This is a genomic window from Mangrovitalea sediminis (assembly GCF_002514725.1).
In the GTDB taxonomy this organism is placed as follows: Bacteria; Pseudomonadota; Gammaproteobacteria; order Pseudomonadales; family Oleiphilaceae; genus Mangrovitalea; species Mangrovitalea sediminis.
Window position 1 is genome coordinate 883,617 of sequence record NZ_NTLB01000001.1, and the last position, 13,659, is coordinate 897,275.

Genomic DNA, 13,659 nt, shown 5'->3' on the forward strand with positions numbered 1-13,659 from the left:
ACGCAGATATATAGTTACCGAGGATTCACATGGCCCGTATTCTGATTGTTGACGACTCTCCTACTGAAGTGAAGAAGATTTCTTCGCTGCTCGAAAAGTACAACCATGAAGTGCTGACGGCCGACAACGGTGCCGACGGCGTGGCGAAGGCACGCTCTGAAAATCCGGACCTGGTCCTGATGGACGTGGTCATGCCTGGCCTTAATGGCTTCCAGGCAACCCGTCAGCTGACCCGCTCGCCGGATACTGCCGATATCCCCGTGGTTATCGTGACGACCAAGGACCAGGAAACCGACCGCGTCTGGGGAACCCGCCAGGGCGCCAAAGGTTATCTCGTCAAGCCGGTCAATGAAGACGAATTGATCAAGACCATCAACGACTTGTTGGCTTAACCCAGCATACGGAGAAAGCATGTCCGCCCAGGCCGCCCCATTTGCCGTACTGACGGATATTGCCAAACGCAGCCGATCGCTGGCCGCTGGTCTTCCTGCACAGGAAGAAGCAATCGAGCTATGGAATGGCATCGGATTCATTCTTGCTGGGGAGCGTTATGTAGCGCCGATGGGCGAAGTCGTGGAAATCCTCCATGTGCCCCGCTACACACATATTCCAGGCGTCAAACCTTTCATGCTCGGCGCGGCCAACGTCCGCGGCCGCCTACTACCGATCATCGATCTCGCCATTTTCCTCGGTTTTCCCCGTTCCAGCCGCGGCTATCGGGATCGCCGGGTACTGGTGGTGGAAAGGGATGACGTCTTCAGCGGCCTGATCGTGGATAACGTAATGGGCATGCAGTATTTCGCTGTCGACAGTTTTCTGCCGGAGCCGCCGGGGACACCGGATAGTCTGCGTCCCTTTATACAGGGCGGATATCGGCGTAACGAGGAGGTCTGGAAGATCTTCTCAACGTTTAACCTGAGCGAAGACGAACGTTTTCTCGACGTATCCCAGTGGTGAGCGACATTCACCCGCACATTCTAGTGACAAACGGGCTTGTGACGTGCAGGAAAACAATAAGCCAATGATGAGGCCGGGAGCCAGAAAATGAAGAAACGAACCGGAAGATTCAACACCGGACAGGGGGTCAACAAGTTTGTTGCCGGCCTGATTTCCGTGTTGGTCGTACTGACCGTGTTGCTGATCGCGGTCCTGTTCATCATCAACCGGAACAGCCGGTTTGACCAGGAATACACCGCACACGCCAGCCAGTTGCGAGTCCTTTCGCAGGAGATCGCAAAGAACGCCACCGAAGCTGCCGGGGGAAAGGACAAGGCCTTCGCCCAGTTACAGCGCTCACGTGACGATTTTGCCCGCCTCTGGGGTTTCATCACCCAAGGCGACCCGCAGACCGGCCTCCCGGCCAGCACGATAGTTGGCCAGACCCAGGTCAAACATTACTGGGACATCGCCCGCACCAGTGCCGACCAGATCCTGAGCAACAAAGACACGGTCCTGTCACTGCATAAGGTTGCAGCAACCCTTAACGAGACGATTCCGCAGCTGCAGGCGGAATACGACGATATCGTCCAGATCCTGCTGGAAAAAGGCGCTCCCGCCGACCAGGTCGCCAAGGCACAACGTCAGTCCCTGCTGGCCGAACGGATCGCCCGAAGCGTCAACAACATCCTGAACGGCGACAAGGACGCGGTTATCGCAGCGAACCGCTTCGGTAACGATGCCCGCGAATTCGGTCGCGTCCTGAATGGCGAGATGGAAGGCAACTCCGCCATGGGCGTCACCAAGATCACCGACCAGGACGCCATCTACGGTCTGGAATCGGTGCAGGAGCTGTTCGATTTCGTACAGAAGAACGTCAATGCGATCCTGCAGGCTTCTCCCGACCTGTTCAAGGTTCGCAACGCGGCCAACAACATCTTCGTCAACTCGCAGAATCTGCTCAACCAGACCTCGAATCTGTCGGACCTGTTCCGTGACCAGGCTGAATCGCGCCTGATCGGACCGACCCTGGCCTACATCGTACTGGCGGCTCTGGTGGTCGTTATCGTACTGATCGGTGGCGCCTTGATCGGGGTGTCCCGCTCCCGCCTGCGCCATACCCAGGAACAGAACGAGCAGAACCAGAACGCCATCCTGCGACTGCTGGACGAACTGGCTGACCTCGCTGACGGTGACCTGACTACTGAGGCCACGGTAACCGAGGACTTCACCGGTGCTATCGCGGACTCCATCAACTACGCTATCGACCAGATGCGCGGATTGGTAAAAGCCATCCGGGATACCGCGGTGCGGGTCGCGTCCGCCGCCCAGGAAACCCAGGCGACCGCCATGCACCTGGCCGATGCTTCCGAGCACCAGGCCCAGGAAATCGCCGGCGCCTCGGCGGCCGTCAACGAAATGGCCGTTTCCATCGACCAGGTCTCCTCGAACGCCGCCGAATCGTCTGCGGTTGCCGAGCGCTCGGTTGCTATCGCCAAGAAAGGCGCAGAAGTCGTACAGAACACTATCCGCGGCATGGATAACATCCGCGAGCAGATCCAGGAAACGTCTAAGCGGATCAAGCGACTGGGTGAATCGTCCCAGGAGATCGGCGATATCGTATCCCTGATCAACGACATTGCCGACCAGACCAACATCCTGTCGCTCAACGCCGCGATCCAGGCCAGTATGGCCGGAGATGCGGGCCGGGGCTTTGCGGTGGTTGCCGACGAAGTCCAGCGCCTGGCCGAACGTTCCTCCGCCGCGACCAAACAGATCGAGGCACTGGTAAAAACCATCCAGTCAGATACCAACGAAGCGGTTATCTCGATGGAACACACCACTGCCGAGGTGGTGCGCGGTGCTCGCCTGGCGCAGGACGCCGGTGTGGCGCTGGAAGAGATCGAGAACGTTTCGATGAACCTGGCGGAACTGATCCAAAACATCTCCAACGCCGCGCGCCAGCAGTCCTCGTCGGCGGCCCACATCTCCAACACCATGAACGTCATTCAGGAAATCACCTCCCAGACATCGTCCGGTACCAATGCCACCGCGAAGTCGATCGGCAACCTGGCCGAAATGGCGGCGCAGCTGCGGTCTTCGGTCGCAGGCTTCAAACTGCCGGAAGAGGAAGGCGAACTCGAAATGACCATGGAAGAGGAAGAAGTGCCCACGGTGGGCTGAGGCCGGGACGCCAGGACTGCTGTACCTGAATAATGGTCATGGCCGATTGCAACGACAAAACGCCAACGGGCGCATGGACTTTCAGGCCGATGCCTGAGATGGATGAGCCGCAGTTCCGGCAATGGCAGCAACTTCTGGAATCACGTACCGGAATGACGCTGCCGCCGGAACGCCGCTCATTCCTTCAGGCGAACCTGGGCATCCGAATGCGCGAAATTGGCTGCGAGAGTTACCAGGAGTATTTCGAAAAGGTAGCTTCCGGCGGCGGCGCCATTGTCGAGTGGGCCACATTGGTGGACCGCCTGACCGTTCAGGAAACCCGTTTTTTTCGGGATCCCGACGCCTTCTCCCTGGTTTCCGATTACGTGCTGACCCGTCCCCGCGAGGAATTACTCGCGGACCCGCTCGAAGTCTGGAGCGTGGGCTGCTCCACCGGCGAAGAGGTCTACACGCTGGCCATGCTGATACAGGAATGCATGGAGCACCTGGGACTGACGAAGACGTACTTTGGCATCACAGGAACGGATATCAGCCAGCCCGCGCTGGACAAGGCAAAACGGGGACTCTATGGCCCCCGAAAGCTGGTCTCCACCGACGAGCGGCTAAAAGAAAAGTATTTCATCGGGCGTGAAAACAACCAGCTCGAAATTGTTCCGGCACTGCGTGAGAGGGTGTGTTTCGCCCGCCTCAATGTACTGGAACTACAAAAGGCACCCATGCACGGGATGAACATTATCTTCTGCCAGAACCTGTTGATTTACTTCCGGCGGTGGCGCCGCCGGGAGATCGTCAACTACCTGGCAGAGCGACTGGCCCCCGGGGGGATGTTGATCCTGGGACAGGGCGAACTGACGGACTGGCATCACCCCGAGCTACAACGGGTGCCGTCCGACTACGTGCTGGCATGGATTCGCCGTCCGACTGATGACGAATAACCGGAGTGGTTATGGGTAATCACCATGACAATGTCGCCCTTGACTGGGTACGGGGCGAGATACAGGAAACGCTGAAGCAGGCCCAGCATGCGCTGGAGTCCTATGTCGAGAATCCCGAGGATAGCTCGCGTCTGCGTTTCTGTCTGAATTACCTGCATCAGGTGCACGGCACCCTGCAGATGGTCGAATTGCAGGGTGCGGCCCTGCTAACCGAGGAAATGGAGAAGGTTACCCAGGCGCTGCTTAACGAGACCCTGGCTCAAACCGAGGATGCCATTCAGGTGCTGATGCAGAGCATCCTGCAACTGCCCCGTTATCTGGAAAAACTTGGCAGCAGCCGAGATGATTATCCGCTCCTGCTGCTGCCTCAACTGAATGATCTGCGCGCCGCACGTGGCGAAGCACTGCTGTCGGACACATCCCTGTTCAATCCGGACCTGAGCCCGGCCCGATTCAGGCCGGCGTCGGGGGTCGGGCAACGGCTGCAGGACCCCGTTGTTCTGGGACACGTGCGTAAACTTCGCCAGATGTTCCAGTTCGCCTTGGGGGCCATCCAGCGCGATACCGACCTCGACTCCAACTTCGACTACCTGGACAAGGTCATCCAGCGCCTGATCAAGCTCTGCCAGCAAACGCCGACCGGCGAAATCTGGCTGGCAGCCGGCGCCTTCATCGATACGCTGAAAGCCCATCGCAACCCGGTCAACTCAGCAGTCAAGGCGCTGTTGCAGGATCTTGACCATCAATTGAAACGACTGGTCGACGAACACATCGACATATTGGTGCAACCAGTCCCGGAAGCCCTGCTGAAAAACCTGCTTTATTATGTGGCACGGGCCGCCGACCTGGAATCTCCGCGACTGCAAAACATCGTCGAGCGCTATCATCTGGAACGCGCCCTGCCCTCGGAACAAACCCTGGACGAAGCCCGCCAGCGGGTCTCCGGTCCCAGCCGCGAAGCCATCCATTCGGTGGTGCAGGCGCTGAACGAAGAATTGGCCAAGCTCAAGGACCAGCTCGATCTTTTCGTACGGGCGGAATTCCGACAGAACGCCGATCTCGAGGAACTTCTTCCCGGGCTACAACAGATTTCCAACACCCTCGCCATTCTGGGGCTGAACATTCCCCGTAAGGTTATCGGCGACCAGATAGAATTGATCCAGCAGCTTGCCGGCCAAACGGATGCCATCGACGACGGCACCCTGATGGATATCGCCGGTTCACTGCTTTATGTCGAGGCGACCCTGACCGGCCTGGACGATGAACGCCAAAAAGCACCGCAAGGTCCTGCCGACACTCCAGACCTGGGCAGCCTTGAGCTGGGGCAGGCCAACGAAGCCCTGCTACGCGAAGCGCGCAATTCCCTGGAGCAGGTGAAATCGGCGGTCGTTAATTTCATCGCCTCGCAGTGGGATCACAAGGAAATCCAGCAGGTTCCCGATCTGTTGTACGGCATCCGGGGCGGACTCCGCCTGATTCCGCTGGAACGTGCCAGCGATCTGCTGGAGGCTTGCGAACGCTATGTCCGGGACGTGCTGCTGTCCGGCAAACGCATACCCGACTGGCAACAGCTGGACACGCTGGCCGACGCTGTCACCAGCATCGAATATTATCTGGAGCGCCTGGCAGAGGGCATCGACGACAACGACGCCATTCTGCAGGTTGCCGAGGAAAGCCTGAATACGCTGGGCTTCCCAGCCGGCGCAGAACCGACCTGGCAGGAGGATGTCACTCCCCAGGCCTCTACCGCACCGGAGCCCCAGGCACCGAAGCAGAACGACGAAGATCTGGTCGACGACGAGATTCTGGACATTTTTGTCGAGGAGGCCGACGAGGTCGTCGAGACCATTCGTCAGTTCTATCCCCGCTGGCGGGATGAGGCCGAAAACCGCGAGGCCCTGACCGAAGTTCGCCGAGCCTTCCACACCCTGAAAGGCAGCGGTCGGCTGGTTGGCGCATCCAGTATTGGAGAGCTGGCCTGGTCGGTAGAAAACATGCTCAACCGGGTCATCGATCGCAGCATCACGCCCTCGCTGGCCATGTTCGAGTTGCTGGAAAGGGTCCTGGCCCGCATCCCGGAGCTGATCGCAGCCTTCCGCGACGATCGCAGTAATCCCGATATCGATGACTTGGTTGCAGGCGCCGAAGCGCTGATCAATTCGCACAAAGCGGGAGTCTCCGAGCCGAAGATCGAAGCCGAAGCCGAAGCCGAAGCCGAAGCCGAAGCCGAAGCCGAAGCCGAAGCCGAAGCCGAAGCCGAAGCCGAAGCCGAAGCCGAAAACAGTATCGCGGCAGCCCCCGCGAATGACAGCGATAACGACCTGATCGACGATGAGATTCTGGAAATCTTCGTCGAAGAAGCCTGCGAGGTTCTGGATACGATCAATCAGTACCTGCCGACACTACTGACGCAGTTCGATGACCGGGAGGCACTGTCCGAAGTCCGTCGCGCCTTCCATACGCTGAAGGGCAGTGGCCGTCTGGTCGGTGCCGGGGTCGTCGGCGAGCTCGCATGGTCCGTGGAAAACCTGTTGAACCGGGTAATCGACGGCAGCGTCTTTATGAACAGCGATATTGCCGCGCTGCTGCAGGAGGTCGTCGGCAAGCTGCCCGATCTGGTGGCCGATTTCGAACACCAGCGAGCCCCAAGCCATCCGGCAGAGCCGCTGATGGCCAGAGCCGATGCGCTGGCCCGCGGTGAAGTGGCAGAGCCGGGAACGCCTGTCGAAGAAATGCTGCCCCTGGCCGAGTTCGAACACAATAGTGCGCTGGGCTCGGGCGACGACCAGCCCGAAACAGACCCGGTGCTGCTGGAAATTTTCCGCAGCGAAACCGAGACCCATCTCCAGACCTTGCGAGAGTTCCTGGCATCGGCGACGGAAGATGAGGCAATACCGTACACAGATGCCCTCTCGCGTGCACTGCACACACTCAAAGGCAGCGCACACACCGCCAGCATCGAGCCTATCGCCCAAATCGCGACACCGCTTGAGAAGTATGTGAAAACCGCCAGGGCGGAAGGACAAACCGCCGACGGGGAGGTACTCGAGCTGTTGGCGCGCGCCGCCGATTTCATTCAGGCGGGCCTGGATCAACTTCAAGACAGCCCCCAAACACCATTACCCGGAGCGGACCAGTTCACCGCCGACCTGGAAAACCTGTCGCTGCGGACGCTAACCACGGACGCACACGAACACGACCTGGAACGTACGCGCCCGGATCCACAACTGATTCAGTTGTTCCTCAACGAGGGTATCGACATCCTGCTGGACGCCGATACCATTCTCGACGCCTGGTCTCGCGATCCCCAGGAAGACGAGCGTTTGGCGCAATTGACGCTGGAGCTACGGCGTCTGGCCCGGGGCGCTGAAGAGGCCGGCCTCTATGACGTGGCCGAACTCGCCGATACCCTGGAAATGCTATACGCCCTGGCCCGCCGGGTCAGCGACCATCCGGCAGCCGGTTTCTTCAGCTGTGCCCGCAACGGCCACGAAGCCCTGATCAACATGATGGATCAGGTGGCCGCCGGACTCGCCACCCGCCCGGACAACGCACTGCTGGCAGAGTTACGCGGGCATATCGGCACCTTCGAAAAATCCCTGGAGCCGAAGCCGCTACCGCCGGAAATGGCCGATGACCTGGATGCCATCGATCGCAGCTTCACGGAAGACCTCGAACTGGCCGAGGTGGCGGACAAATCGGCCGACGCAACACCGCTTGAGCCAATAGAAGCTTTGCAGCACGAGAGTCCGGAAGGACTGGACCCCGAACTCATCGGTATTTTCCTGGAAGAGGCGACCGACCTCATCCAGCACAGCGGCGAGCTGCTGCAGCAATGGGTCGAGGAACCGGACAATATCGATCTGCTGCGTCACCTGCAACGCGACCTGCATACCCTCAAAGGCGGCGCCCGACTTGCGGACATCGCTTCAATCGGCGATCTGTCACACGAGCTGGAAACACTGCTGGAAGGTCTCAGTGAAAGACGCTTGACGGCCTCCGGGCCGCTTGACGATCTTCTTCTGCGATGCCATGACCGGCTCGCAGCGATGGTTGAAGCCATCGGCCTGGGTCAGCCCGGCCGGCCGGCACCGGACCTGATCGAAGAGGTTCGCGCCTACATGCAGGCGCAAACCGCGAGTCTGCCGATACCCGAGGTCGACGAGGTCGAAGAAGAGGCTATCGGGACCGAGACAACCGACACGGCAACGGTCGACGCCATAGAACCGGAACTCGACGAAGACGCGCCCGTCATCGAAGATGCCAGTCTCGCCCTGGACCCGGAACTGGCCGAGATTTTCCTCGAAGAAGCCGGCGACATCGTCAACAATACCAGCGACCTGCTGCACCGCTGGCAGGCCGACCCGGCACAGAACGAACTGCTCAAAGCGCTGCAACGGGAGCTGCATACCCTCAAGGGCGGCGCGCGGATGGCAGAAATCGGTCCCATCGCCGACCTTGCCCACGCCATGGAAACGCTGTTCGAGCGTATGGTTGAGGGGCGCGTCGTACCGACGGCAGCACTGGTCGACCTTTCCCTTCGCTGCCACGACCAACTGGCAACCCAGGTGGAGTGCGTCGCCGAACATCGCCCCTGCCCGCCGGCGCCAGAACTGATCGACGCCCTGCAGAAGGGTGCACGCGGCGAGGCGGCCGAAGCGACGCCAGAGGCCTCCGTCGAAACGACACCGGACAATGTACAGGCGACACCGTCCGAAGACCTTGATCCCGAACTGGCCGGCATCTTCCTCGAAGAGGCCTATGACCTGATCAACTCTACGGCCAGCAGCCTCCATGCCTGGACCGAAGATAGCGATAACCGGGATCTGGCCATGTCGCTGCAACGCGACCTGCATACCCTCAAGGGGGGCGCCCGCATGGCAGGTGTTGCCGCAATCGGCGACCTCTCCCATGTACTGGAAGACCTGTTCGAGCGCATCACCGAAGGGCGCCTGGCCGCCAATGCATCGATGAACGACCTCCTCTTCGCCTGCCATGACCGGCTGGCGCAGATGGTCGAGAATGTCGCCGCCGGTAAGCCCTCCGCTCCGGCTCTCGACCTGCAGGCCCAAGTCGAATCCCTGCTTCACGGCGAAAGCCCGACGGACGCCGCGCTGGCGAACACGGTGGAAGAACCGGAGCTGACCGAAGCGCTCTCCGGCGAGGACGACCTGATTGCCATGTTCCTCGACGAAGCCCGGGATATTCAGGCGACCGTCGTCGACGCAACCGAGCAGTGGCGCGAAGAAACCACCTCTCTGCAGATCGTCACCCAGCTGCAGAACGAGCTGCAGACCCTCAAGGGCGGTGCGCGATTGGCTGATATCGATGCCATTGCAGACCTGGCCGCGGCCTGGCACGAGATGCTGGACCACGTCATGGCCGGTACGCTGGTCGCGACAGACGGCCTCAGTCTCAGCGATGCCTGCAATGCAGTCCTCAACCGTATGCTGGAGCAGCTCGAGCAAGGGCAACCGCTGATTACCGACGCCGCATTGCTCGCCCGCCTGCTGACCCGCCCGGAGATCGTACCGCCGGCGGAACATGCTCCGGCCGACGTGGCTCCCGCAGCGGAAGACGTCGATACCGAGGTTCTGGAAATATTCCTCGAGGAAGCCGGCGAGCTGATCGACAACCTCGATCATATCCTTGCCGACTGGCGCAAGGACGCGGCGAATCCGTCGTTCAACCAGGAAGCCCAGCGTGTCATGCATACGCTCAAGGGCGGAGCCCGCCTGGCACAACTGGTGGATCTGGGCAACGAAGCGCACACCTTCGAAACCCTGCTGATCGAACTTCAACAAGCCGGTCAAACGCCCACCGACGAGACCTGGAACCAGATCAACGGCCATCACGACCAACTGGTCAGCCTGGTCGAAGCCGTGCGGATGCACTATCAGGCCGCCAGCCACCAGGAGACCCAGGCACCTGCCATACCGCCCCAAACGGAAGCCGCCCCGGAAGCGGCGGCCGCTCGCGCCCCGGTAGAAGCGACCGCTGCACCGACGCCGGTTGAGCAGAAGGCTCTACCGACAAAACCGCCGGCGCCGAGACCCCGCAAGTCAGCCCAGGATACCCAGCGCCAGCAGGAAACCATTCGCGTCAGTGCGCCGCTGCTGGACGAACTGGTCAACCTTGCAGGCGAGACCAGTATCACCCGTGGCCGCCTGGAGCAGCAGACCAGCGATTTCAGCCACACCCTGGACGAAATGTCGGCCACCATCGAACGTCTGCGCGAGCAGCTGCGGCGGATGGATATCGAAACCGAGGCGCAGATCCTGTTCCGTGCCGAGCGGGAAATGGGGCCGAATTACGATGAAGAATTCGATCCGCTGGAGATGGACCGTTACTCCTCCATCCAGCAGTTGTCGCGCGCCCTGACCGAGTCCGCCTCCGACCTTGCAGACCTGCGCGAGACCATGTCCGACCGTGTTCGCGATACGGAAACGCTGTTGGTGCAGCAGTCCCGGATCAACACCGAGCTGCAGGAAGGCCTGATGAAAACGCGGATGATCCCGTTCTCATCCATGGTCCCCCGCCTGCGCCGTATCGTCCGCCAGATCAGCGGTGAATTGGGCAAGAAGGTCGAATTCGAAGTCAGAAACGCCGAAGGCGAAATGGACCGGAATGTCCTGGAGCGCATGATCGCGCCGCTCGAGCACATGTTGCGGAACGCGCTCGACCACGGGATCGAGTCGGTCGAGGATCGTATCAAGGCCGGCAAACCCGACAGCGGCACCATCGAACTCAGTCTGCAGCGGGAAGGCGGCGACGTCGTTCTGCGCATGACCGACGACGGTGCGGGCATTCGTATCGATCGGGTACGGGAAAAGGCCATTCGCCAGGGTATGCTGCGTGAAAACGATCAGCTTGCTGACCGCGAAATCCTGCAGTTCATCCTGCAACCGGGCTTTTCCACCGCGCAACAGGTCACGCAGATCTCCGGCCGAGGCGTCGGCATGGACGTGGTCGCCAGCGAAATCAAGCAGCTCGGCGGCAGTCTCGATATCGACTCCGAGGTCGGTCAGGGCACCGTCTTCACCATTCGCCTGCCCTTCACCGTGTCGGTCAACCGGGCACTGATGGTAGCAACCGGCGAAGACTTCTATGCCATCCCGCTGAATACGATCGAAGGTATCGTGCGGGTCAGCACCTACGAACTGGAAGAATATTACAAGCCGGATGCCCCCGAATACGAATATGCCGGCCAGCAATACCGCCTGCAGTATCTGGGTGCGCTGCTGCACAGTGAGCACCAGCCCAAGCTGCAGGGGCAGGCTCTTCCGCTGCCGGTGATCCTGGTTCGCGGTGCCGAGCAACCCATGGCCTTGCAGGTCGACAGCCTGATGGGCAGCCGCGAGATCGTGGTCAAATCCCTGGGGCCGCAGTTCGCTTCGGTACGCGGCGTATCCGGCGCCACCATTCTGGGTGACGGCAACGTGGTCGTGATTCTCGACCTCCCGGCCATGATCCGCTCCGATATCCTGTCGCAACGCCAGCGCATGCTCAGCGACGTCAGCGGCGGCGAAGGCGGTCGCGACGGCCGGCCGACGCTGGTCATGGTGGTGGACGACTCCGTCACCGTGCGCAAGGTCACCTCGCGTCTGCTGGAGCGTAATGGCATGGACGTGATCCTCGCCAAAGACGGCCTGGATGCGGTTGCGCAGCTCCAGGATCACCTCCCCGACGTTATCCTGCTGGATATCGAAATGCCCCGCATGGACGGCTTTGAAGTGGCAAGCTTTGTACGCCACGATGAACGCCTGCAGGGCATTCCGATCGTCATGATCACCTCGCGGACCGGTCAAAAGCACCGCGAGCGCGCCATGTCGATCGGGGTCAACGAATACCTGGGCAAGCCCTTCCAGGAAAGCGAACTGCTGAGCACGATTGAACGACTGGCCGGGATCGAGTAATGGCCAATGAGCCCACCGTAGCCATCATTTCCGATAACCTGCTGCAGCGTCACCGCCTGCAGCAGGCGGTGGGCAAATACGGCCTGAAAACCGGCTTCAACGGCGATCCCGCCCGGTTCCTCGCATTGGTCGACAAGCCCGAGGCCGGTCTTTGGATCGTCGAGCTCGAGGACGAAACCGACCACCCGGAGCTGATCGAGCAGTTGATGGAATGCAGCGAATCCCCGGTCCTGTTCGGCCTCGGCATGGCTCCGGATCCGGGCAAAACCGAATACGCGCGTTGGGAACGCCGGCTGTTCGGTAAGCTGCAGGATAATCTGGGCGAGCTGGAAGTCCTCGACAGCGAAATGACGCTGGAGGCATTGGATGCCACCTCTCCGGAAGCACCGCCGACGCTGTCGCCCTGGATCAAGCCGAGCGACAACTCGACGACCGCCAAGGACATCTGGATTCTCGGCGCCTCCCTGGGCGGCCCCGCCGCGATCAAGGAATTCCTCGACCAGCTACCGGCGGGCCTGCCGGTCGGCTTCATTTATGCCCAGCATATCGACGCCAATTTCTCCAACGTCCTGGCCAGGGTCCTGGGACGCCATGCCCATTACGGCTTGGTGGAAGCAAAGGAAGGCGAGCCCGTGCGCTGCGGCGAAGTCACAATGATACCGGTGGAGCGCGAACTCTACCTGGATGGCGATGGCCTGATCCGCTTCCATAACCGCGCCTGGCCGGGCCCTTACGGCCCCTCCATCGACCAGGTCATGCTTAACGTGGCCGATTACTTCGGGCCGCACTGCCATGCCATTCTCTTTTCGGGCATGGGCAACGACGGTGCCATCGCCGCGCCCCTGCTGAAGGCCTACGGCAGCCGCATCTGGGTACAGTCCAGCGACAGCTGCGCCAACAGTTCCATGCCGGATTCCGTGGCCGAAACCGGCTGCGTCAGTTTCGTGGGGACACCCACGCAGCTGGCCCGGCAACTGATCAAAACCATCGAAGAAAACTGTCTGCTGAGCCGCCGCCAGCAACGCGACTCTGCCTGAGGATCGACCGATGTCAGAAAACCCGCAAATCCTGTCCTGTGTGCTGCTTCCCGTTGTCGACCGACAATTGCTGCTGCCCAACGTCTCGGTCGCCGAGATCGTCGACTACGCACAACCTGAACCCGTGGACAACGGGCCTGCCTGGCTGATGGGCTATCTGGTGTGGCGGGGTATCCGCCTCCCGGTGATTTCCTACGATGCCGCCAACGGCGGCGATGCCGTGTTCCCGGAAAACCAGCGTGGCCGTATCGCCGTACTCAACACCATCACCGATACCCATCAGCGCCTGCCCTTCGTCGCCATCGTTACCCAGGGCATCCCCCGCCTGGCGAAGGTTGAAGAGAGCCTGCTACGCCAGTTGGAGGCCGATACCGGTCCAGCCGACCTGATGGTCGTCGACATGGAGGGGCAGACGCTGACGATTCCCAACGTCGAGTACCTGGAACAACTCGCCGGACAGGCCGCCTGATTGCGTCGCGGGCCACCCTCGGCCCGCAACGACTACCCTTCGGGGGCCCCAACACGTAGAATCCCTCCCGGACTTTATCTTCCCGGCCTTTCGCTCCGCCTCTGCAGGACACCATTGTCCGCGGCACCCAAAGGCCCACGACAGGGTTTATCCAACCAGACCGACCGCCCTGCCGCCGCCCA

General features: G+C 60.9%; 7 protein-coding genes. All 7 read left to right on the forward strand.

Annotated features, from left to right (window positions below):
- Positions 1–29 precede the first annotated feature (29 nt).
- A complete protein-coding gene (gene pilH, locus CLR77_RS04210) occupies positions 30–392 on the forward strand; it encodes a twitching motility response regulator PilH (RefSeq protein ID WP_097459307.1) in 363 nt (120 codons plus the stop codon).
- Positions 393–411: 19 nt separating this feature from the next.
- The gene (locus tag CLR77_RS04215; RefSeq protein WP_097459308.1) at positions 412–957 is read left to right on the forward strand and encodes a chemotaxis protein CheW; all 546 of its coding nucleotides are present in this window, start codon (positions 412–414) and stop codon (positions 955–957) included.
- A gap of 87 nt (positions 958–1,044) precedes the next feature.
- The gene (locus CLR77_RS04220; RefSeq protein ID WP_097459309.1) at positions 1,045–3,120 is read left to right on the forward strand and encodes a methyl-accepting chemotaxis protein; all 2,076 of its coding nucleotides are present in this window, start codon (positions 1,045–1,047) and stop codon (positions 3,118–3,120) included.
- A gap of 89 nt (positions 3,121–3,209) precedes the next feature.
- Positions 3,210–4,055, forward strand: a complete 846-nt coding sequence (locus CLR77_RS04225; protein ID WP_406564945.1) for a CheR family methyltransferase — start codon at positions 3,210–3,212, stop codon at positions 4,053–4,055.
- Between the two features lie 11 nt (positions 4,056–4,066).
- A complete protein-coding gene (locus CLR77_RS04230) occupies positions 4,067–11,971 on the forward strand; it encodes an Hpt domain-containing protein (RefSeq protein WP_097459310.1) in 7,905 nt (2,634 codons plus the stop codon).
- Complete coding sequence (locus CLR77_RS04235; RefSeq protein ID WP_097459311.1) at positions 11,971–13,008, forward strand: chemotaxis protein CheB; 1,038 nt, start codon at positions 11,971–11,973, stop codon at positions 13,006–13,008. The genes CLR77_RS04230 and CLR77_RS04235 overlap by 1 nt, the downstream gene beginning before the upstream one ends.
- A gap of 10 nt (positions 13,009–13,018) precedes the next feature.
- Positions 13,019–13,477: a chemotaxis protein CheW gene (locus CLR77_RS04240; protein WP_097459312.1), complete on the forward strand. Its 459-nt coding sequence runs from the start codon at positions 13,019–13,021 to the stop codon at positions 13,475–13,477.
- Positions 13,478–13,659: the final 182 nt, after the last annotated feature.